The sequence below is a fragment of the Arthrobacter sp. AQ5-05 genome (assembly GCF_003287975.1).
Lineage (GTDB): Bacteria > Actinomycetota > Actinomycetes > Actinomycetales > Micrococcaceae > Paeniglutamicibacter.
The window spans coordinates 68,522-89,606 of the sequence record NZ_QMKQ01000005.1; the positions used below are offsets into that span (position 1 = coordinate 68,522).

19 protein-coding genes, 1 pseudogene and 1 riboswitch are annotated in these 21,085 nt (G+C 65.7%); of the genes and pseudogenes, 14 read left to right on the top strand and 6 right to left on the bottom strand.

What is annotated here, in order from left to right; genetic code table 11:
* Positions 1–61: 61 nt before the first annotated feature.
* A complete protein-coding gene (gene thiC, locus DQ353_RS07110; protein ID WP_286166677.1) occupies positions 62–1,846 on the bottom strand; it encodes a phosphomethylpyrimidine synthase ThiC in 1,785 nt (594 codons plus the stop codon).
* A 12-nt stretch (positions 1,847–1,858) separates the two neighbouring features.
* Positions 1,859–1,966: riboswitch (TPP riboswitch) on the bottom strand.
* Between the two features lie 495 nt (positions 1,967–2,461).
* Here thiC and rplS point away from each other — a divergent pair.
* The 14 genes from rplS (at position 2,462) to DQ353_RS07180 (ending at position 17,303) form a co-directional block, all read left to right on the top strand.
* Positions 2,462–2,821 carry a 50S ribosomal protein L19 gene (rplS, locus tag DQ353_RS07115; RefSeq protein WP_071215362.1) on the top strand — a complete coding sequence of 120 codons (360 nt, stop codon included), beginning with the start codon at positions 2,462–2,464 and terminating at the stop codon, positions 2,819–2,821.
* 60 nt (positions 2,822–2,881) lie between these two features.
* Positions 2,882–3,553 carry a signal peptidase I gene (gene lepB, locus DQ353_RS07120; RefSeq protein WP_286166665.1) on the top strand — a complete coding sequence of 224 codons (672 nt, stop codon included), beginning with the start codon at positions 2,882–2,884 and terminating at the stop codon, positions 3,551–3,553.
* A 998-nt stretch (positions 3,554–4,551) separates the two neighbouring features.
* Positions 4,552–7,545, top strand: coding sequence for an Ig-like domain-containing protein (locus DQ353_RS07125; RefSeq protein ID WP_181578291.1), 2,994 nt, complete (start codon positions 4,552–4,554; stop codon positions 7,543–7,545).
* A gap of 162 nt (positions 7,546–7,707) precedes the next feature.
* On the top strand, positions 7,708–8,268 hold the full coding sequence (locus DQ353_RS07130; protein WP_113762087.1) for a hypothetical protein: 561 nt from the start codon (positions 7,708–7,710) through the stop codon (positions 8,266–8,268).
* 186 nt (positions 8,269–8,454) lie between these two features.
* On the top strand, positions 8,455–9,171 hold the full coding sequence (lepB, locus tag DQ353_RS07135; RefSeq protein ID WP_113762088.1) for a signal peptidase I: 717 nt from the start codon (positions 8,455–8,457) through the stop codon (positions 9,169–9,171).
* The gene (rnhB, locus tag DQ353_RS07140) at positions 9,168–9,908 is read left to right on the top strand and encodes a ribonuclease HII (protein WP_113762089.1); all 741 of its coding nucleotides are present in this window, start codon (positions 9,168–9,170) and stop codon (positions 9,906–9,908) included. Before lepB (DQ353_RS07135) ends, rnhB begins: the two co-directional genes overlap by 4 nt.
* A complete protein-coding gene (locus DQ353_RS07145; protein WP_071215368.1) occupies positions 9,905–10,225 on the top strand; it encodes a DUF2469 domain-containing protein in 321 nt (106 codons plus the stop codon). The genes rnhB and DQ353_RS07145 overlap by 4 nt, the downstream gene beginning before the upstream one ends.
* A 320-nt stretch (positions 10,226–10,545) precedes the next feature.
* Positions 10,546–11,289, top strand: coding sequence for a hypothetical protein (locus tag DQ353_RS07150; protein WP_113762090.1), 744 nt, complete (start codon positions 10,546–10,548; stop codon positions 11,287–11,289).
* 259 nt (positions 11,290–11,548) lie between these two features.
* Positions 11,549–13,204, top strand: coding sequence for an SH3 domain-containing protein (locus tag DQ353_RS07155; RefSeq protein WP_113762091.1), 1,656 nt, complete (start codon positions 11,549–11,551; stop codon positions 13,202–13,204).
* Positions 13,205–13,206: 2 nt separating this feature from the next.
* Positions 13,207–13,863 carry a hypothetical protein gene (locus DQ353_RS07160; protein WP_113762092.1) on the top strand — a complete coding sequence of 219 codons (657 nt, stop codon included), beginning with the start codon at positions 13,207–13,209 and terminating at the stop codon, positions 13,861–13,863.
* Between the two features lie 51 nt (positions 13,864–13,914).
* On the top strand, positions 13,915–14,751 hold the full coding sequence (locus DQ353_RS07165) for a hypothetical protein (protein ID WP_146755217.1): 837 nt from the start codon (positions 13,915–13,917) through the stop codon (positions 14,749–14,751).
* Entirely contained in the window at positions 14,748–15,242 is a 495-nt protein-coding gene (locus tag DQ353_RS07170) for a hypothetical protein (RefSeq protein WP_113762094.1), read from the top strand. The genes DQ353_RS07165 and DQ353_RS07170 overlap by 4 nt, the downstream gene beginning before the upstream one ends.
* Positions 15,243–15,396: 154 nt before the next feature.
* A complete protein-coding gene (locus tag DQ353_RS07175; RefSeq protein WP_113762095.1) occupies positions 15,397–15,756 on the top strand; it encodes a YraN family protein in 360 nt (119 codons plus the stop codon).
* Entirely contained in the window at positions 15,753–17,303 is a 1,551-nt protein-coding gene (locus DQ353_RS07180) for a YifB family Mg chelatase-like AAA ATPase (RefSeq protein ID WP_113762096.1), read from the top strand. The genes DQ353_RS07175 and DQ353_RS07180 overlap by 4 nt, the downstream gene beginning before the upstream one ends.
* Before the next feature lie 108 nt (positions 17,304–17,411).
* Here the strand turns inward: DQ353_RS07180 and DQ353_RS22550 are convergent.
* From DQ353_RS22550 to DQ353_RS07205, 5 genes and pseudogenes are all read right to left on the bottom strand, one after another.
* Positions 17,412–17,888 (bottom strand): annotated as a pseudogene (locus DQ353_RS22550) (M23 family peptidase); the annotation flags it as partial.
* Positions 17,889–17,937: 49 nt separating this feature from the next.
* A complete protein-coding gene (locus tag DQ353_RS07190) occupies positions 17,938–18,516 on the bottom strand; it encodes a GNAT family N-acetyltransferase (RefSeq protein ID WP_113762097.1) in 579 nt (192 codons plus the stop codon).
* Between the two features lie 89 nt (positions 18,517–18,605).
* Positions 18,606–19,268, bottom strand: a complete 663-nt coding sequence (locus tag DQ353_RS07195) for an ABC transporter permease (protein WP_113762098.1) — start codon at positions 19,266–19,268, stop codon at positions 18,606–18,608.
* On the bottom strand, positions 19,265–19,999 hold the full coding sequence (locus tag DQ353_RS07200; protein WP_113762099.1) for an ABC transporter permease: 735 nt from the start codon (positions 19,997–19,999) through the stop codon (positions 19,265–19,267). Before DQ353_RS07200 ends, DQ353_RS07195 begins: the two co-directional genes overlap by 4 nt.
* Positions 19,996–21,063 carry an ABC transporter ATP-binding protein gene (locus DQ353_RS07205; RefSeq protein WP_113762100.1) on the bottom strand — a complete coding sequence of 356 codons (1,068 nt, stop codon included), beginning with the start codon at positions 21,061–21,063 and terminating at the stop codon, positions 19,996–19,998. Before DQ353_RS07205 ends, DQ353_RS07200 begins: the two co-directional genes overlap by 4 nt.
* Positions 21,064–21,085 lie beyond the last annotated feature (22 nt).

A 21,085-nucleotide genomic window follows, 5' to 3' on the forward strand; every position in this document is an offset into this window, starting at 1 on the left:
CACTTTCCCCTGACCGGGGGAAGTGCGGGGCAGCCCCTATTTTGTGGGCCGGCCGGTGGCGCTAGGCCCTGGAGGGCATCCCGGGCTCGGGCAGGTAGACCTTTGCGCCGGAAGCCAGGAACTCCTGGCTCTTTTCGCGCATGCCATCCACCATCTGCGCGATTGCTGCCTGCGAGTCCGCCGAGCCGTATTCGTCGCGGATGTCCTGGCTGATGCGCATGGAGCAGAACTTCGGCCCGCACATCGAACAGAAATGCGCGGTCTTCGCGGGCTCGGCCGGAAGCGTCTCGTCGTGGAAGGCCTCGGCGGTCACCGGATCCAGCGACAGGGCGAACTGGTCGCGCCAACGGAACTCGAAGCGCGCCTTGGACAGCGCGTCGTCCCGCTCGGAGGCTCCGGGGTGGCCCTTGGCCAGGTCTGCGGCGTGGGCGGCGATCTTGTAGGTGATCACCCCGGTCTTCACGTCGTCCTTGTTCGGCAGGCCAAGGTGTTCCTTGGGGGTGACGTAGCAGAGCATCGCGGTGCCGTAGCGGGCGATCTCCGTGGCACCGATGGCACTGGTGATGTGGTCGTAGCCCGGCGCGATGTCGGTGACCAGCGGGCCCAGGGTGTAGAAGGGCGCGCCGTTGCACAGTTCCTGCTGGCGCTCCACGTTCTCCCGCACCAGGTGGAAGGGGATGTGGCCGGGACCCTCGACCATGACCTGGACGTCGTATTCCCAGGCCCGTTTCGTCAGCTCGGCCAGGGTGTCCAGCTCGGCGAACTGGGCCGCATCGTTGGCGTCTGCGATGGAGCCGGGGCGCAGCCCGTCGCCCAGGGAGAACGCGACGTCGTATTGCGCGAAGATCTCGCACAGCTCGTCGAAGTGCGTGTACAGGAAGTTCTCCTGGTGGTGGGCCAGGCACCAGCCGGCCATGATGGCCCCGCCGCGCGAGACGATCCCGGTCACGCGGTTGGCCGACAGCGGGACGTAGCGCAGCAGCACCCCGGCGTGGATCGTCATGTAGTCCACGCCCTGTTCGCACTGCTCGATCACGGTGTCGCGGAAGATCTCCCAGGTCAGCGCGTTGGCCTCGCCGTTGACCTTTTCCAGGGCCTGGTAGATCGGCACGGTGCCGATGGGCACGGGGGAGTTGCGGATCAGCCACTCGCGGGTGGTGTGGATGTCGTCGCCCGTGGACAGGTCCATCACCGTGTCCGCGCCCCATTGGGTGGCCCACTGCAGCTTGTCGACCTCCTCGGCGATGGAGCTGGTCACCGCCGAGTTGCCGATGTTCGCATTGATCTTCACCAGGAACGCCTTGCCGATGATCATGGGCTCGGACTCGGGGTGGTTGATGTTCACCGGGATGATTGCGCGGCCCGCGGCGACCTCGCGGCGCACCAGCTCCACGTCGCAGTTCTCGCGCAGCGCCACGAAGCGCATCTCGGGGGTGGTGATTCCGGCTCGGGCGTAGTGCATCTGGGTCACCCGCTGCCCTGCCTCGGCGCGCCGGGGAACCGGCCGGCTGCCTTTCCATTCGGCCGAGGCCTTGCCGCGGCGCACCGCCGACTTTCCGTCGTCGAGCAGGTTCCGCTCACGCCCGGGGTACGTCTGGGTGTCGGCGCGTTCCTCGATCCAGGTGCTGCGGAACGCGGGCAGGCCAATCACGGGGTCGCTACCCGGTCCGGCCGTGCGGTAGACCTGCAGCGGGGTGTTGTTCTTTCCGCCCGGGGACGGCTCCAGCGCGATCCGTGTGACGGGGGCCCTGATCCCGGATTCGTCGTCTTCGATGTAGGCCAGCGAATGGGACTTCAGGGACTGGGTCTCTGCAGCTTCCACGGCGTTTTGGACAGGGCTGTGCATTGAAATGGTGTTGCTCAAGGAGTACTCACTTCCTTCGCCGGCATTACCCGGACAGGTTCAACGGTCTCTTGCTGCGTCAGCTCGGTCTCAGCCCTTGCAAGGGCCCCCGTGTGGTCGTAAGCGAAACTATCACATGATCCGGTTCGACACCGTTTGTGACCTTGGGCACCGGCAGGTTGCGCCGGGCGGCGCGGACCGGTACTCGTTCGATATGTTCCTGATGTCCGGTTTTGATCGAATCGACCCTTCCTCCCTGCGGAATCCGGCCCCTTGGGTGCGCCCGGGGCCATGGCCGCGGCGCGATTCCGACCGCCCCCACGTTGCTGGTACCCGGCATCATCCGGCGGATCCCTTCCGCGCAGGTCCGCCGGCGGGTGCGGAACTTCGCGCCATGCCCCGGAGTGTGGCAAAATGGATTCTTGGGTCTACTGGGTTCTGCTCCTGCCGCAGGGGGAACGAGTCAACAGTTGGACCGGCCGTCGATCCGCAAACGGATCGCGGTACCAAGCTTCGGACCGCCACATCTTTTTCCGAGCGCACTCGTGCGCCCCGGGGAACAATTACGGTCCGTGTCTAAGATAGGTGACCTGCGGCGTCTATCTAGGAGATGCATTCATGCATATTCTCGACTCTGTCGATGCAGCCTCGCTGCGCAACGATGTTCCCGACTTCCGCCCGGGCGATACCGTCAAGGTCCACGTCAACATCATCGAAGGCAAGAACACCCGTGTTCAGGTTTTCCAGGGCTTCGTCCTTGGTCGCCAGGGCCGCGGCGTGGGCGAAACCTTCACCGTTCGCAAGGTCTCCTTCGGCGTCGGCGTAGAGCGTACCTTCCCGGTGCACTCCCCGGTCCTCGAAAAGATCGAACTGGTCTCCCGCGGTGACGTTCGCCGTGCGAAGCTGTTCTACATGCGCGATCGCCACGGCAAGGCCGCGAAGATCCGCGAAAAGCGCGACTTCCGGACCGCCAAGTAGCCAGAAAAACGAGAGCCTTCATCTTCTCGGCCTCCTGGGCTGCGGGGATGGAGATCCATCGTGGATCGATCTACTGAATCGGAAAGTTTTTCCGCTTCGACAAAGCGCCGGTCCCCTTCGAGGGGCTGGCGCTTTGTCGTTGGCGCGCTTGCAGCGGCGGCGCTGATCACCCTGGTTGTTCGGGCCACCGTCGTTGACTTTTTCTACATCGGTTCCACCTCCATGGAATCCACGTTGAACCCGGGTGATGGGCTGCTGGTGAACCGGCTTGCCTACAAGGACGCCGAGATCCAGCGGGGAGACGTGGTCATCTTTGACGGCCGCGGTTCTTTCCTGCCCTACGAGCGCCCCGGTGCCCTCGATTCCTTGGCCTGGGCGCTGCGCCTTGCCGGCAAGGATGCGGTGTACGTCAAGCGCGTCATTGGCGTCGGCGGCGACACCGTCAGCTGCTGCAGCCCCGATGGACGCCTGCTCGTCAACGGCGTCCCGCTGGACGAGCCCTACGTTCTTGACGGCAACAAGCCAAGCGACCTTGAATTCGACGTGAAGATCCCAGAGGGGCGCTTGTGGGTCATGGGGGACCACCGTTCGGTGTCCGAGGACTCGCGTGCGCTTCTTGGTGCACCGGGCGGCGGCATGATTGCCGTCGATCGAGTCATCGGCAAGGTCACCGATGTGATCTGGCCGCTGGATCGCCGGCACCCCGTCGAGGGCCACCCGCCGGCCCCATAGTTTGGAACCCGCCACTGTTGCAGTGGCGGGTTTTTTGTTGCGCATTCCGAACACTCACCCTGCGGGCGCCGGATCCATTTCCGCTTGCACAAATCATTGGATTCCCTTGGGTCGGGGGGCCGTCATTGAAGTCGAGCTGCCTGCGACGGATGATGCCGCGTAATTTGTGGCTTCCCTCCAGGCTGGTACCTGCCACGCGGCAGGCCCACCGAGCGAGGCCGACAGATCCTTGGTAGCTGCTCGTTGCACATGCCGGCGGCGTGCTTGCTTCAACTTCCAGGCGAGAGCCGTCGTGTTCCTTGAGGTTCTCCTTCGTCCCGACACGAAGCCCGATTGCATCTTGGGCCGGGATCGAGCCTGGCCGCCGTCTCCAATGGATTGCATGTTGCTGCAGGCATCGACATGTGCGCCATGCGGGACGGCTGTCTGCGGCCGATGGCAGGGGCTCAAGCGGCGGCGTGGTGCGGCATCACACCTTAGTGGTGATAGATCGTTGGGGCATCCCGGGAAGCAGCCTGCAGGGTGCAATCATTCCCGTTGTGCGCCATCAAAGTTGCTGGAAAGAGACAGTGCACTGTTTTGGTTGCAGATTCAAGTATCTACATTTAATGTTTAAATCAGCAGGCGTGCAGCGGGTGCATCCGGTGCCGAGCAGCAGATTGCTTCGGACGCACATCATCCTGCGCAGGAGCTGGGAATTTCGAGAAAATTACGTGAGTGTGCCTTGGAAATTTTGCTCGGGCGTGTCGCGGGCGATAGGAGGCCGCCCTTCCCGTCCTGCCCCGGAATTGCGCGGATGTCACTTAAATGATTGATACGTCAAATTATCCAATGGGTGGAGAATGGGTCTCTTGACGTTTGTCTCTGGATATCTACAGAGGTTAGGGTTTCATTTTGGTAACACTCATTGCTCGCGGTATGCCCAATCGGATGTCCCCAACGACAGACGAGGCGCACACAAAAGCGAGGTACCACACCTTGAATTGGGAGAATTCCATATGCACGATTCATCACGTGCTCTACTAAAGCGGGGCAGCATCGCCGCCGCGACCACGGCGTTGGTGATCGGCAGCAGCTTCGCTGCGCCGGCGATCGCCACCACCACGGCAAGCCCCGTACCTGTATCCACGGAAACTTCGGCGGCCCCCACCACCGAGGCGTCGAGGGGCGACAGCAAGGCTGATCTTCCTGCCGGCTTGGAAGAAGCCGTAACGCGGGATCTCGGGAAGTCTCTTGAAGAGTTCAACGAGAACGGTAAGCTGAACGCGCTCGTTGAAACGCTCGCCAAGGAATTGAAGCAGTCCAAGCTTGACGCTGAATTTGTAATAGCTGATGAGAAGATCAACGTTAGGGTTTCTGCATCAGCACTGGAAGCCGTCACCAAAAAGCTGGATGAGTTGACCCAGGGCATCGACGTTGAATTAAAAATTGCGGCTGAGCCTGAGATCGTGCCTTCCGCAGACTCTGACGGTGTGGAGATCAGCGAGTCTCCGGTTCCCAAGATTGTTGAGCCCGAGGCTAAAGACTTAGATGCCGCTGAAAGCCCCAAGAACGTGGAAACCCTAAGGCCGTCGGCTCCGAGCCTCAAGGCCAAGGGAACTCCCAAGAGTGTAAACGCTTTGCTTGACGAGTACGTCAAGAACGTTGAGCCAGACGCAGTTTCTGAACTCCAAGCAATCATGAAGACCAACAATGGCTTCGTCATTCGCACCGGTGGGGCAGCCCAGGTTGAGAAGCGTGGAACTGCGTTGCCAAATCCCGGTGATGCGTTGCCGGCCGAACCATCTGACGAGCTGAAGCTAACACCAGCCGAATTCGCTAGCCAATACACGAAGGTTACTGTCGAGATCGCGGACGGTCCGGCGGAGCCAGCCGCGACCAACGATGTTCTTGGAGGCATGGGCTACGGTGCGGTAGTTGGCCAAGGTGTTGCTCTTTGTTCAATCGGGTTCTCAGGGTTTGACCCAGAGGGTGCACCGGCAGTTATTTCTGCAGGCCACTGTGAACAAGATGGCGACATCTCAAAAGTGAAGATCATTGAACACGACGGACCGAACAATCCAACGGCGTTGGGCGATGATCTGGGCACCTTCGGATTCTCGCAATTTGGCGGTCCGGGGAATTCTGCCGTCACTACAGATAAATATGACGGCAAGAACTTGGACACCCTTGGCAATGTTGGAACTGATATCTCCGTCATCGACGGCATCAACGAAAAGCTAAACCTCAAAGCTCTTGTCACGGACTGGAAAGGTGCCGACGAGCGCGATTCTGGGACCAAGGTCACTGGTGTTGCAAGTGCTGTCGTCGGAGCGGACATTTGCAAATCCGGACGAACAACCGGGTGGACATGTGGAACGGTAGACGCAGCTGGAATAGTGTTCGTGGTTGGTGGATTTAACGGAACCAACGACATTCGTGGCGTTCGCGGTTTCAGCATAGCTAACCCGTATTCCATGATCGACGATCCGGATAACCCGGGTACCAAGATTCCGAAGTTTGAGAAGGCCGACCGTGGTGACTCAGGTGGGTCTGCCATCTCCGGCGGAACTGCGGTGGGCATTACCAGTGCTGTGTCGACAAGCGATAAGGGCTATGCCTACTTCACCGACATCAAGGACGGCCTGAAGCACACCAGGGGCTACTCCATCGCGTTGTTCCTGAACGCTCCGGCCGTTTCGACTCCGGCAAGAGGCTCGGATATCTCCGCGGGCCAGACTATCAACGGAACCGTGGCCAGCGCTCCCGCCGGATCGACCGTGAAGATCAAGTCGGCCGGCCAGAAGGACATTTCCGCCAAGGTCGCCAACGGCAAGTTCAGCTTCAAGGCCCCGGCCAAGTTCGGCAAGTTCGGCAAGTTCGACTTCACCCTGCAGACGATTAACGGACACAACGAGTCCACGATCACCGCAGGATCGTTCAACGTCGTCATCGGCGCCCCGGCCATCACCACCCCGAAGAACGACGCCACGCTCAACGCACCGGTGTCCACCATCTCGGGCACCGGCGTTGTCGGAGCCACCGTGACCCTCACCGGCGATGCCACCGGCACCGCCACGGTCGCGGCCGATGGCACCTGGAGCATCAAGCTCGCCGAGGCACTGCTCTACGGCGAACACTCGATCTCCGCCACCCAGGCGCGAGACGGCCAGACCTCGAAGGCAGCCACCAGCGCCTTCAAGATCCAGCTTGACGCCCCGGCCATCACCACCCCGGCCAACGGCAAGACCTACACCGAGGCACGGAAGGTGATTGCCGGTACCGGCGTCGCCGGCGCCGAGGTCAAACTGACCCTGCCCGATGCCGGGCAGGCCTCCGCGGCTGCCACGCAGCTGGTCACCGTCGGCAACGACGGCAAGTGGAGCTTCACGCTGGAAGACGATGCTGCCCTGTCCTACGGGTCGCACAGCGTCACCGCCGTGCAGAGCGTCGGGGAGACCACCTCGGCCGCCGCCAAGTCCAACTTCAAGGTCGTCCCGGTCGCACCGTCGATCGCTTCGCCGACCGATGGCCAGAAGTTCGCCTTCAACAAGGCCCCGAAGACCGTCAGTGGCTTCGGCGTCAACGGTGCCACCATCAAGGTGACCATCGGCGACACCGAGCTCACCGCAACGGTTGCCGATGGCGCCTGGACCGTCCTGGTTCCGGCCGATCTCAAGCCCGGAAACCACAAGGTCACCGCCGTGCAGGTCATCGACGAGGTTGCCTCGGCATCCACGTCGATCTCCTTCACCCTGGCGGCCGAGCCGAAGCCGGAGCCTTCCGAGGCCCCGACCTCGTCGCCGAAACCCAGCCAGGATCCGGAGCCTTCCAAGGCGCCGGTAGCCCCGCAGGGCAACAGCAACGACGATGACAACGACAGCGACCCGTTGGCCAACACCGGCCCGAACGCCGCACTGCCGTTCATCGCCACCGGCGGCGTGCTGCTGGTCGCAGGCGGAGCATTCATGCTCTTCCGCCGCAAGAACACCAACGGGCACCACGGTGCCTAACCACCTGGTTCTCGGCTAGCCGGGACCCGTGAGCGAGGGGGGCCTTTCGTGGAATTGCTTGCAATTCCGGGGGAGGCCCCCTCCGCTTTTCCCACGACTTTGTCAGCAAACACCCCGGATGGGCCCCTAGACTCGGCCCCCAGAAGAAGGTGGTCAACACACATGAAGAACCCCACGACACGCGTTGCCCTGTGCGGGGCCGCCTTGGCGGCGGCGCTGCTGCTTTCGGCTTGCGGTTCCGATGCCGGCACACCGGCCTCGTCCGATCCCACAGCCCCGACATCCGTCAGCACCGCGCCCGAGCAGAGCCAGGACCCCCAATTGCTCCAACTCAATGAAACCCTCAAGGACACCCTGGGGGACAAGTACTCCGAGGCGTGGATCGCCGACAACAAGCTGCACGTCGCGGTCACCGACAAGGCCGCCGAGGCCACCGTCACCGAGGCCGGCGCGGTGGCGCACCTGGCCAAGTACTCCGCGGCCGAACTCGATGCCGCCATCGGCAAGATCATGGCCTGGCAGCGCGAGCAGGGCGGAGCCGTCGCCACCGCCATCCACCGCTACGTCCCCTCCGGGCGCGACGGTTCGATCACTCTGGCCGTGGACCCGGCCCAGCTCGAAACCATCAAGAAGGGCCTGGCCGCCGCCGATGTCGCCGGCGGCATCTCGCTGGTCTTCCAGGAGTCGGCCGGACCGGCATCCCCGGCGGCGAGCACCAGCTAGATCCCGCCGCGGTGTGTGGCGCGCCTTGCGGCATTCGCAGGCGCGCCACGCACGGCTCCCACTTGCCCTGCGACGTAGGGTGGTAGCTGAGGGAACGTGATTCGTTCCCGCTTCCCTCCAGGGGTGGGCGGGCGCGGGTACGGCCCGCATTGCCAGAGACAAGAACTTGAAAGGGCCTGCACCCACGTGAGCCACGCCAGCGACCCAGCCGCAACACCGGAGCAACCGGGCAAGAAGAGAAATCCCGTATGGGCAGCGGTCCGCGAGGTCCTGATCATCGTCGTGGTCGCCCTGGTGATCTCGCTGGTCGTCAAGACGTTCTTCTTCCGCGCCTTCTACATCCCCTCGGGTTCGATGGAAGAAACGCTGCAGGTCAACGACCGCATCTTCGCCAACCTCATGGCACCGGGTCCCTTTGAACTCAACCGCGGGGACGTGGTGGTCTTCCGCGACGAGGAGGGCTGGCTGCCCCCGATCCCGGCCACGGCCACCAACCCGGTGACCGAATTCTTCACCTTCGTCGGACTGGTCCCGGACCCGTCCAACCAGCACCTGATCAAGCGGATCATCGGCATGCCGGGGGACACCGTGAGCTGCTGCTCCGCCGACGGGAAACTGGCCGTCAACGGCACGGCAATCACCGAGCCCTACATCTTCCCGGGGGACAACCCCTCGGACTCCGAGTTCACCAAGACCGTGCCCGAGGGCAAGATCTGGGTCATGGGGGACCACCGCGCGGCTTCCGCGGACTCCCGCTACCACGAGGACCTGCAGGGCGGCTTCGTGGACATCTCCTCCGTCGAGGGTCGCGCCGCGGTGATCTCCTGGCCGCTGGACCGCATCGGCGGAATCTCCGGGCACCACGAGGTCTTCGCCAGCGTCCCGGCCCCGGACAGCAAATGAGCTCGGTCCCACCGACCCTGCAACACGAACTGGCCCTGGCCGCTGCCGGCGGCCACCGATTCATCGGCGCAGCCGACGAGGTGGGGCGCGGTTCGCTGGCCGGGCCGGTGTCCGTGGGCTACGTCGTGATCGACCCGGCGACGGTTCCCGAGCTGCCGGTGGTGCGCGATTCGAAGCTGCTTTCCGATGCCGTGCGCCACGAGCTGGTCCCGGTGATCAAGTCCTGGGCCGCGGCCTGGGGCGTGGGGCACGCCAGCGCCGCGGAAATCGACGCACTGGGCCTGGTGTCGGCGCTGCGTCTGGCCGGGTACCGCGCCGCCACCGCCGCGCACCGGGTGCAGCAGGCGGATGCGGTGTTGCTGGACGGGAACCTCGATTGGCTCTCGGCCACCATCCAACCCACGCTGCTCGATTCCCTGGTGCCCGGTTTCGGGGAACCGGCGGACATCGACGGGCTGTTGATCCCCGTCCGCACCTTGATCAAGGGCGACCTGCTGGCACTGTCCATCGCCGCGGCCTCCATTTTGGCCAAAGTCGAACGTGACGACCTCATGGATGGGTACGATCGCGATTACCCGGCGTACGGTTGGATACAGAACAAGGGGTATGGCACCACCGCCCACCGGGCGGGCATCCTCGCGCATGGCGCGAGCGAGTACCACCGCAAGACCTGGCAACTGACACCCAAGTCGCCGGGAACAACCACCAAGGCGAAGGGCGAGGGGAGAACACCATGAGTGCCGAAGACCTGGAAAACTACGAAGCGGAACTCGAGCTGCAGCTCTACCGCGAATACAAGGACGTGGCGAACCTCTTCAATTACGTCGTGGAAACCGAACGGCGTTTTTACCTGGCCAACAACGTGGACCTCAAGACCCGCTCGGCCGACGGCGAGGTCTTCTTCGACCTCACGCTCACCGACGCCTGGGTCTGGGACGTCTACCGCACCGGCCGCTTCGTGCAGTCGGTCCGCATCGTCACGTTCAAGGACGTGAACATCGAGGAACTGAACCGCGTCGATGACCTGTCCATCCCCAAGGACGGGCTGAACTAGGCCGCACCTCTGACAGCCCCCGATGCCGTGCACGCGTTTCGTGCCCGGACTCGGGGGCATTGTCGTTCGCGGCGACGCTGTTACGCTCGATCGAAACAAGGATCCGGACCCCCGAAGGACGCACCAAAGTTGAATGAGCAGCCAGGCACCGAGAACCCCAACGGTGAAAACACGGGAGCGCAGGAAACCGGAACGGGCTGCCCTTCCCCAGCACGCTGTCCTTCGAATCCAACGACGGGGCCCCGGACGCCGGGGCCGGCAGGCAGGCCTTCGAGTCCGCAAACGCCGGCCTGAACGCCGCGCTGCACGACTACGGCCGGGTGCTGGGGACCCGCGCGCCGGACTTTGCTTCCGCCCTGGGGCAGGGGAATCCAGACACCGAGGTCCTGGCGGCCTCCGACACGGTGCACAACGCGCTCGATGCGTTGGGCCGGGGCCACCGTGCCTGGACCGGCCACTCGTTCCTGGAAGACCCGCTGTATCGCGAGGTGTCGTTCGAACCCGGGGATCCGGATGACTGGGCGCGGATGCCCGAAGCGGATGAGCTCGCCCGGGACCAGGAAGGGGAACGCTTCGGGGCGCGGCTCGATGAAGCGGGCGCCACGGTGCTGCTGGGCAGGTTGCTGCACGACGATGCGCACGAGGTGATGCACCTGGGGACCGCGACGGTGCACAGCACCGGGGTGCTGCTGTCCTTCGACTACCTGAACCTGCGCGGCGCCCACGAGGACACCCTCGCTTGGTACCGGCGCAGCCACGAGAACCTCGGTGCCGTCGAACTCGCCCTGGAGCTGCTGGACGCCGCGACCGGGACCGGCTACCCCGTTGAGGTGCATGGGGGCGAGGGGAACGTGGAGCGCCGGTGCTACCGGCTGACCCACCGCTTCTGGCTTCCGCGCGCCCTGGATGCCGGCATGCTCACCGGAACCTTCACGCTCAGCGGTGCGCCCACCGCCGACGGGGGCACCGAGCCGCTGGCCGTCGGGTTCGAGCTTGACACTGCGGTGCTTCGCGAGTCGGCGGCCGGCATCCGCAGATTCGGGAACCACGCGCCGGGATCCTGAGGGTCCGCGGTGCGGCATCCCGCCGGTGCGCCGTGCATTTTCGGTGTTCCGCACAGTTGATTACAGAACTTCATAGCTGCTTTTCGCCGTGCTGGCCACTATCAATGTGTCACCAAAATTAGTACATTGAACCGTAATTATCATGATCAATAGCGAATCGTCCATTCGTCGCACGTATGGTTGATCAAATGCCTGCGTTCCGGCCGCCGCCGCGTCCGTGCGCGGCATCGAGCCGAACCAGGACTCATGGGGGATCCGAATGCAGAAGAAGAGAATCGCAACAGTACTGGCACTGGCCATTGCCGTAACCGGCAGCAGCACGGGCTTTGTGTCCCCGGCTGCCAACCACGTACTGGCTCCGGCAGCCACAATGTCCTGGTCAACGCCGACACAGCTGGAACCGACCAGCAGTGCGCCACTGGGCATTGCCGCGAAAAAGGTGAACCTGAAGAAGGCCACCACCAACAACCTGAACCTGCGCAAGTCACGCAGCGCCAAGGCCAAGGTCCTGCTGACGATCCCGAAGCATGCCGCGCTGGCCGTCACCGAGACGATCGGCACCTGGAGCAAGACCAAGTACAAGGGCAAGACCGGTTGGGTCGCCTCCCGGTACCTGAAGAATGCTCCGGCGGCGAAGAAGCCGGCACCCCCGAAGGCCGGACCCCAGACGAAGGCCAAGCCCTCGGCCCAGAAGATCACCAAGAACAACCTCAACCTGCGCCAGGGCAAAAGCACCAAGACCAAGGCGTTGGTGACGATCCCAAAGAACACCACCATCACCGTCACCGCAACCAACGGCACCTGGAGCCAGACGAAGTACAAGGGCAAGACCGGCTGGGTGGCCTCCGCGTACCTGAAGAACGCCCCCGCCGCCAAGAAGCCGGCACCCAAGCCACAGGCCGCCACGCACCGATACACCACCGGGTTCACCACGCTGCGCAAGGGCGCATCCAAGGACAGCGATTCGCTGGGGGCCTACCAACGTCGGGCCAAGGTCGAACATGTCTCCGTCACCGGGTCCTGGACCAAGGTCAAGGTGTCGGGAAAGACCGGCTACATCGAGTCCGCCCACCTGTCCCGGACCAACCCGGCCATCGTGAACCGCTGGCTGAAATCCACGCAGGCCGTGTACGCGGGCACCAACAACAAGTCGGCCAAGGTCACCACGGTGAAGCAGCACGCGAAGGTCGAGTGGCTGCGCACCATTGGCGACTGGACAGGGATCCGGACAGGCAGCGGCAACGGCTGGGTGCCGACCTCGTCGCTGTCCAACAGCACCATCGGCCCCACCACCGCCAAGCCCCCGACACCCCGGGCCACCTACCGCTGGACCACGGCACCGGTCAACATCCGCAAGGGGTCGGGCACCTCGCACAGGAGCCTGGGCCTGGTCCCGGCCAACGAGCGCGTCACCTACCTCAAGACCGCCAACGGCTGGTCGAACGTGGTCTCCTCCAAGGGCATCGGCTGGATCTCCAACAAGTTCCTGGACAAGGAAGGCCAGCACTCCTTCGCCGTCTACGGGACCCTGCGCAAGGGGCAATCGGCGTACTACATCCTCAAGGGCAAGACCTCGAAGGAAACCAAGACCACGATCGCCTCCCACCGCATGTACCTGCAACCGAACAAGAGCTGGCTCTCCTACGTCATCCCCAGCAAGAGCGCCGCCGACAAGGTGGTTGTCGAGCGGATGGAAATCAAGCCGGCCAATTACCGGTCGACGGTGGTGAACATGGACAAGTGGGAGCGCTTTGACCCCAGCAAGCCGCTGGCCGACCAGAACTACAACCGCGTGCTGGTCACCGACAGGGACGGCCACAGGTCCTGGGCCTACCTGGGATCGAAAAAGATCGGCAGCTACCTGACCAAAAACGGAATCCGTGTGACTTCCGGCGACTACCTGAAGAGGTTCTGAGCATGAAGAAGCAGGGCAAGATCATCACCGGCGTGGTGTCATCCGCCGCGGCAGTGGGCCTGGTGGCGTGGGGCATCGGATTCGCCGGTGCGGCGAACAGCAACGAATGGGAGCTTCCCGGCGAGCTGGTCGCCGGTCCCGCGATCGCCGAGGCCAACCCGTCCACCGGCACCGAGGTGAAAACCGACAGGTTCGACAACGTGCAGAAGAAGGTCGGCGAAAAGGCCGGCCTCATCGACGAAAAGACCAACAAGAGCTACTTCACCATCGAGGTCACCAAGACGCAGCTGCTGTCCAGCTGCACCTCGCGCGTGGGAAACCAGCAGTTGGCACCGACCCGCTCCAAGTTCCTGGTGCTGGACGTCAAGGCAACCCTGGCCGCATCGGTCTCGGACCAGGTCGGCGGCAGCACCCAGGACCTGTTCATGCCGCTGGTCGCAGAGGCGTTCTCGGTGACCACCTCCAGCGGGACACCCGACCGCAACGTCACCTCGGAAACGGCCTGGGGCTGCTTCGACGACTCCGTGTTGTTGCCCCCGGTGGTCAACCCCGGCCAAAGCGTCAAGGGCAAGGTCGTCCTGGACGTGGACGCACCCAAGGGCAAGGTCGCCTACGACCCCGAGGACAACGGCGGCTGGTCCTGGCCCTACGGCGGGTAGCCCGGAACCTGCGTGCCGGAAAACCGTGCCACCGAAGGAGCCCGCACGATCATGAGCGAGCAGCCAGGCAATCCCGACCCCGAGGATCCCAATGGTTCAGGGGATGCGTACGGGGAGAAGCCGGATACCGAGGACTTCGGGTCCGTTGCCGGATCCCACATCTACGATGGCTCGCTGTCCCTCGAGTTCGGCGGCGTCGAACACGATCCCGAGGTCGGCAAGCGTGCCTTCGATGTTTCCATGCCCGCCCTGAACGCGGCACTGCTGCACTACGCCCACGCCTTGGAGGATCGCCAGGGGCGGGTCTCCGACGCCCTGCGCCGGCCCGAGCTGCTGGCCGCGCACCAGGAGTACACCGGCGAGGGCTTGCCCGAGGTGCCGCCGGAGCGGTCCGTCCCGGACGAGGCAACCTCCCCGGAGGTCCGGGCGGAACTTGTTGCGGCCAACGTGGCCACCGAGGATGCCGAAGACACGCACTGGCCGCGCCCCACCGAGCTTGGCGCCACCGTGCTCCTGGACCAAGTCATCCACCACGCACCGGCCGAGTTCCTGCGGCTGGACACCGCGCAGGTCTTCGGCAACGGGGTGCTGCTGATGATCGACTGCGTCATTGTGCGCGGGGTGCACGAGGACGGTTTGATATGGTTCCGGCGCAGCAACGAACAGCACGGGAACCTGGGGTCGACCTGCTACACGCTGAACCACCAATTCTGGATTCATCCCGCACCGGAAGCCGAGGAGCTGGCCGGGACCGTTACCGTCCACGATGCGATCGGATCCGACGGCACTGCCGAACCCTTGGAGGTCCAATTCCGCCTGGACACCTCCGTGCTGCTCGAGGCAGCACAACGCATCCGCAGCTTCGGCCACCGGGAGCCGGGTACATGAACACCGAATCCCCGCTCGATGCCGTCCCCGCAACCGAGGTGCCGTTCGTGCTCGCCTTCAACCGGGTACTGCACCAGGACCAGCGGCACCGGCTGTCCCTGCGCGAGGCCCGCGTCCACTCCACCGGCGCCGTGCTGGTCCTGGACCGCGTCTTCCACCGCATGCCCGCCGAGGAGCAACTTGCCTACCGCCAAGCGCTGATGGACTCCTACGCAGCCGGGGAAGGGGAAATCGTGGCGCTCGACGCGGACGGGACCGAAGCGATCCTCGGCCTTCTCGCCGGAGAAACAGCGGATGACCTCAGCGGAAGCTACGCCCGCCTCGAACACTGGGTACCGGGCACCTTCGGGGCCGGGTCCCTGGTGCTGTGCCTGCGCGGCACCGACCTCCCGTGCGAGGTCGACTTCGAGATCGACGGGCACCTTCTTCGTGGGGCCCAGGCCCAGGTCCATTCGACCGGAACCTCCGAGCTCGGGTTCCCCCTGTCCTGAGCCAGGCGCCGCCGGGGTCCCTGCCGGTGGTTATCCACACTCCTGCCGACGCCCCCGCGCTCGCCGGACACCGGGGGTGCATCCTTGGAACCAACCGGCCAGCAACCCCGCCAACACCCGGGGGCCCGCGGCCGGATGACCCAGGAGTGTGCCCATGAACCACAACCAGGACCTCGGTGCCAAAGGTGAGGAACTTGCCGCGACCTACCTGCTCAACGCCGGCTACAGGGTGCTGGATCGCAATTGGCGCTGCAACCTCGGCGAGCTGGACATCGTCGCCGAGACCGACGGCCAGGTGATCGGCGTGGAGGTCAAGACCCGCAGTTCGTTGGGCTTCGGGCACCCGACCGAGGCGGTGAACCCGGCCAAGCTGCGCAGGCTCTCGCATCTGGTGCGGCGCTGGTGCGTAACCCATCGCCGGAGTCCCCACGCCGTGCGGGTGGACGTGGTGGCGATCCTGCTGCCGCCGGGTGCCGAACCAAGCATCGAGCACCTGGTGGGGGTGGAGTCATGAGCCTGGCCCGCACCCTCGGCATCGGGCTCACGGGCCTGTCCGGTGCACTCATCGAGGTGGAGGCGGATGTCGGCAACGGCATCCCGGGCTTCATCCTGCTGGGGCTGCCCGATGCCGCATTGAACGAATCCCGCGAGCGCATCCGCTCCGCGGCCCGCAACTCCGGCATCCCGCTGCCCAATCGTCGGCTGACGGTGAACCTCACCCCCGCCACGATGCACAAGCGCGGCTCTGGATTCGATGTGGCCATCCTGGTGGCGGCACTGGCCGCGGACCGAGCCATCACCCCGGCCCCGGGCGTCGTCTACCTGGCCGAGCTCGGACTTGACGGTTCCCTGCGCCCGATCCCCGGGGTGCTTCCCGCCGTCATGGCCGCGGTGCGTGCCGGCTACCCGGATGTGGTGGTCGCCGAGGAGAACAGCTCGGAGGCACAACTGGTGGCCGGGGCCCGCGTGCGCTCCTACGCGCACCTGTCCCAGGTCCTGGCCGACTGCGGCGCCGACCCGCTCGCGCTTCGCTACAGGGCCCGACACAACTCGCCCGCGCGCAAGAACGCGGCGTGGTCGGCGACAGGCACGCCGGCGCCGGATCTTTGCGAGGTCCTCGGCCAGGCCCAGGGAAAGTATGCCCTGGAGGTCGCGGCGGCCGGAGGACACCATCTGCTGTTCACCGGGCCTCCCGGGGCGGGGAAGACCATGCTCGCCCAACGCCTGCCCGGGCTGCTGCCCGACCTCGACGATGCCCAGGCACTGGAAACCACCGCAGTGCACTCGTTGGCCGCCGGTGGGACGCCCATCGCCTCGCTGCTGCGCCGACCGCCCTTCGAATCCCCGCACCACAGCGCCTCCATGGTGGCGCTCATCGGCGGTGGCAGCGGCATCCCGCACCCCGGGGCCGCCTCGCGCGCCCATCGGGGCGTGCTCTTCCTGGACGAGGCGCCGGAGTTCTCCGGCGCGGCCCTGGACGCGCTGCGTCAACCCCTGGAATCCGGGGTGCTGACACTGCACCGGGCGGCTGGCACCGCCAGCTACCCGGCACGCTTCCAGCTGCTGCTGGCGGCCAACCCGTGTGCCTGCGGGCGCAACCTGGGCAAGGGGACCGAGTGCACCTGCACCCCGATGCAGCGCCGCCGCTACCTGGCCCGGCTCTCGGGCCCGTTGCTGGACAGGATCGACATGCAACTCTTCGTCCCGCAGCTCTCCGCCCGGGAGCTGGCCGGACGCGGAACCGGGGAATGCTCCGCGGTGGTGGCCGCCCGGGTGGCCGGGGCCCGTGCCGCGGCCCGCGACCGGCTCAAGCGCTGGGGGACCACCACCAATGCCGAGGTGCCCGGAGCGATCCTGCGCAACCAGCTGCGGCTGCCGACTGCAACCTTGGCCGGGCTGAATCGGGCCACCGAATCCCTGCGGCTCAGCGCCCGGGGCCATGACCGGGTGCTGCGCCTTGCCTGGTCGATCGCGGACTTGAACTCCCATGCCTGCCCGACCGCGGACGACGTGGATGTGGCGATCCAGCTGCGCCAGCACGGCAAGGGGGACGTGGGCTGAACCTGGCGGCGTTGAGGTCGCGGATGTCGATGGCTTGGATGTGGACGGGGGTTCGGTGCTGTTGCCGGAGTTTCCGCAGCGACCGATCATCTGGCCGCTGGTTACGCGCTGGCCCGGCCGGACTGCGATGCTTCCTCGTTGGAGGTGGCAGAGGGCCACCACGCCGCCGTGGCTCTCGATCAAGAGATGGTTTCCGGCCAGTGCCTTCCAGCCGGTCCGGTTGCGGCGATGCTGGGTCAGCGCATAGCCGATCGAGGGCAGGCCGCGACAAGCGGCGTGGTCGGGCGCTGTGTCGTGGACGGCTACGACGGTTCCGTCGAGGGGTGCCAGCAGCGGGCGTCCGAAGCCGGGAAAATACTCGGGGGGTTCGGGACGCATGAGTGTGGCGAAGGTGATCGGTGCGGTGCCTCCGGCGTCGTTGACCGGCCCGAAGTCGATGGCATAGAAGGTGGCGAACATGTCCGTGCCGTGGCCGGGCACGCGATTGGCGGGGCTGTTCCGGGTGAGCCAGCGCCCGGTGAACGGGTATTCCAGGTCCATGGAGGCTGCCATCGGGCTCCTCTCGGCAGACGGTGCCCGGTCCATGAACGGGTGGCGCCCGTGGCTGGCTCGTGCCCACAGTCTGCCACCGCTTTCACCTTCGCACCCACCGTAGGCTCTCCTTTCGGGAGAACGCCCGTTGGCCGGGGCGCCAGCTGTTCAAGACCGTTCCATGGTCAATGGTGCTCCAGCCGGTACACCGCCAGGCCCTCGGGCGTCGCCCCGTCGGCGCGGAAGCCGTGGCGCGCCAGGATGCGAACAGAAGCCTGGTTACCGGGATCGACCCGCGCGGAAAGCGGAATCGGGCCGAATTCGGTCGACACCGCGGGATCGCCCGGGCCACCATGCGCCCGGCCAGTCCCTTGCCCCAATGCTCGGGTGCCAACCAGTAGCCGATTTCGACGACATCGGCCTGGCGGGAGGAGACCACCAGACCGGCCGGCTCGTCGTCGAGGGAAGCGATGAACCAGCGCTTGGCCTCGGGGTGCTCCGGCGGCAACCCACCCGACGCGGAATCGACCCGTGCGGCGATGAACCCGCTGTCCCAGAGGCGGCCGTCGCCCACGAAGCGGGTGACGCGTTCATCGGTGGCGAGACGCGCGAAGAACTCCGTGTCCGTGCGGGTGAATGGGCGCAGGACGAGATCTGGTTCCGGGTGCGGGGTGGATGGCATGCGAAAAGTACTTCAGGTGGCTTCCCCGGATCTCGTCAAGGGCACGTCGCCTCCCTGCTTTGCAGCCGCGCTCGCCGACGGGTCCAGGCCTAGTTGGCGATCGCGCGCCTGGCCGGGGAAAGCGCCCTGGCCGCCAGGCCCAGCAACCCGTCGAGCACCAGCGCCAGACCGGTGACCAGCACCGCGCCGACCAGTACCTGGCCGTAGTCGTAGAGCGCGAGCCCGTCGAAGATGTAGCGGCCCAGCCCGCCCAGGTTCACGTAGGCGGCGATGGTGGCGGTGGCCACGACCTGCAGGATCGCCCCGCGCAGCCCGCCCAGGATCAGCGGCAGCGCCAGCGGCAGTTCGACCTGCAAGATGATCCGGGAGTCCTTCATGCCGATGGCCCGGGCAGCGTCCACCACCTCGGGATCGACGTTGGCGACCCCGGCGTAGACCCCGGCCAGGATCGGCGGGATAGCGATCAGCACCAGAGCGGCCAGCGGCGGCAGCAGCCCGATGCCCATCAAGAGCACCAGCAGCGTCATGATGCCCAGCGAGGGCAGGGCGCGCAGCACATTGGAGGCCGAAACCAGGAAGACCCTGCCCGTGCCGGTGTGCCCGATGAACACCCCGACCGGGAACGCGACCACCGCGGCGGCCGCAACGGCCAGGAACGAGTACCAGAGGTGCTCGCCGAGCCGGGCCGGGATCCCGGACTCCCCGGCCCAGTTGGCGCCCTGGGCGAAGTAGGCAAGCATTTCGTTGATCATTTGGTCTCCTGCCCGGGCGCTGCAGTCCCATGTTGTGCCGGAACCTCGGGGGCGTGGGGGCGCGGGCGGAGCTTGGTTCCGTTGGCTGCCGCCGCGGTGCCCAAATGCAGCCAGGGGGTCAGCAGTCGGGCGGTGACCGCGATGACCCGGTCAAAGACCAGTGCCAGGAGCAGGATCACGATGATTCCGGCCAGGATCTGGTCCGGGTAATTGCGCTGGTAGCCCGAGACGAACAGCTGGCCCAGCCCGCCCACGCCGATCACCGCGCCCACCGACACCAGCGACACGTTGGTCACCGCGGCGACCCGGGTGCCGGCGGCCAGCGGGGCCACGGCCAGGGGCAGGTCCACGAAGATCCGGCGCCGCGCGTGGGAATAGCCCAGGGCCTCGGCGGCATTGAGCACCTCCGGGGCCACGGCGTCCAGCGCGTCGAACACCGTGCGGACCAGCAACGAGGTCGAGTAGAGGGCCAGCGCGATGAGCACGTTGAGCGGGTCCAGGATCTGGGTGCCGATGATCGAGGGAATCACCACGAACAGGGCCAACGAGGGGATGGTGAAGATCGCGCTGGCCACCGCGGTGATGATCGCCCGGGCGCGCGGCCGGTTCCCGAAGGCCAGCCCGAGCCCCAGGGCCACCACGACGCCGACGAAGGTGGGGACCAGGCTCAGGTACAGGTGCTCAACGGTCAGCCCCAGAACCTGCGGGAGGTTGTCCAGCAGCCAGTTCATGCCCGGGCCTGTTCGTTGGGGCGCAGCAGCGGCCCCAGGTCCGCCAGGGTGAAGTAGGAACCGATGTTCCCTGTCCCATCCACCAACAGGGCTGCGGAGGTCGGGGAGGCCAGCACCGCGTCCAGCCCGGTGCGCAGCGAGGCATCGGCCGGCACCAGCGGGTGCGGACCGAACACGGCCCCGTCCGCGTCGATCCAGGCGGCGGTGCCTGAATCGCGGTTGACCCGCACGCCCCATCCCGGGGCCAGCGCGGACATGTCGATGAGTCCCTCGGGGCCCGGCACCGGCAGGGTGGTGGTGCCCAGGCCGGTGAGCGTCTCAAAGGACAGGGTGCGGAACCCGCGGTCCTTGGCGACCAGCGAGGCGACGAAGTCGGTGGCAGGCCGGGCGAGGATGTCGATCGGGGAGGCGTATTGGTGCAGCACCCCGCCGGGGGCCAGTACCGCGATGCGGTCCCCGAGGGTCAAGGCCTCGTCGATGTCGTGGGTGACCATCACGATGGTCTTCTTGATTTCGGCCTGCAGGTGGGCGACCTCCTGCTGCAGTTCCAGACGCACGATCGGGTCCACCGCGGAAAAGGGTTCGTCCATGAGCAGGATCGGCGGGTCGGCGGCCAGGGCGCGGGCGACCCCGACGCGTTGCTGCTGTCCGCCGGAGAGCTGTGCCGGGTACCGGGTGGCCAGCGAGGCATCCAGCCCGACCCGTTCCATGGCCTCGTGGGCCTTGGTGCGGGCCTGGGCCTTGGATAGGCCCAGCAGGCGTTGGACGGTGGCGATGTTGTCCAGCACCGTTCGGTGCGGGAAGAGCCCGGCGTTTTGCAGCACGTAGCCGATCCCCAGGCGCAGGGTGACGGCACGGATGTCCGCCACGTCCTGGCCATCGATGAGGATCCGGCCGCTGGTTGGTGCGACCATGCGGTTGATCATCCGCATCGAGGTCGTCTTGCCGCAGCCGCTGGGGCCCACCAGAACCGTGAAGGATCCGGTGGCGATCTGCAGGTCCAGGTCGGTGACCGCCTGGGTGCCGCCCGGGTAGAGCTTGGACACTGATTCGAAGGTGATCATTGCGGTTTCTTGGGGTCCTTGT

Excerpts from the sequence above, each read along its gene's own strand:
- thiC (WP_286166677.1), bottom strand. The coding sequence starts at position 1,846 with ATGCACAGCCCTGTCCAAAACGCCGTGGAAGCTGCAGAGACCCAGTCC.
- rplS (WP_071215362.1), top strand. The coding sequence starts at position 2,462 with ATGCATATTCTCGACTCTGTCGATGCAGCCTCGCTGCGCAACGATGTT.
- DQ353_RS07125 (WP_181578291.1), top strand. The coding sequence starts at position 4,552 with ATGCACGATTCATCACGTGCTCTACTAAAGCGGGGCAGCATCGCCGCC.
- DQ353_RS07130 (WP_113762087.1), top strand. The coding sequence starts at position 7,708 with ATGAAGAACCCCACGACACGCGTTGCCCTGTGCGGGGCCGCCTTGGCG.
- rnhB (WP_113762089.1), top strand. The coding sequence starts at position 9,168 with ATGAGCTCGGTCCCACCGACCCTGCAACACGAACTGGCCCTGGCCGCT.
- DQ353_RS07145 (WP_071215368.1), top strand. The coding sequence starts at position 9,905 with ATGAGTGCCGAAGACCTGGAAAACTACGAAGCGGAACTCGAGCTGCAG.
- DQ353_RS07155 (WP_113762091.1), top strand. The coding sequence starts at position 11,549 with ATGCAGAAGAAGAGAATCGCAACAGTACTGGCACTGGCCATTGCCGTA.
- DQ353_RS07160 (WP_113762092.1), top strand. The coding sequence starts at position 13,207 with ATGAAGAAGCAGGGCAAGATCATCACCGGCGTGGTGTCATCCGCCGCG.
- DQ353_RS07165 (WP_146755217.1), top strand. The coding sequence starts at position 13,915 with ATGAGCGAGCAGCCAGGCAATCCCGACCCCGAGGATCCCAATGGTTCA.
- DQ353_RS07170 (WP_113762094.1), top strand. The coding sequence starts at position 14,748 with ATGAACACCGAATCCCCGCTCGATGCCGTCCCCGCAACCGAGGTGCCG.
- DQ353_RS07175 (WP_113762095.1), top strand. The coding sequence starts at position 15,397 with ATGAACCACAACCAGGACCTCGGTGCCAAAGGTGAGGAACTTGCCGCG.
- DQ353_RS07180 (WP_113762096.1), top strand. The coding sequence starts at position 15,753 with ATGAGCCTGGCCCGCACCCTCGGCATCGGGCTCACGGGCCTGTCCGGT.
- DQ353_RS07190 (WP_113762097.1), bottom strand. The coding sequence starts at position 18,516 with ATGCCATCCACCCCGCACCCGGAACCAGATCTCGTCCTGCGCCCATTC.
- DQ353_RS07195 (WP_113762098.1), bottom strand. The coding sequence starts at position 19,268 with ATGATCAACGAAATGCTTGCCTACTTCGCCCAGGGCGCCAACTGGGCC.
- DQ353_RS07200 (WP_113762099.1), bottom strand. The coding sequence starts at position 19,999 with ATGAACTGGCTGCTGGACAACCTCCCGCAGGTTCTGGGGCTGACCGTT.
- DQ353_RS07205 (WP_113762100.1), bottom strand. The coding sequence starts at position 21,063 with ATGATCACCTTCGAATCAGTGTCCAAGCTCTACCCGGGCGGCACCCAG.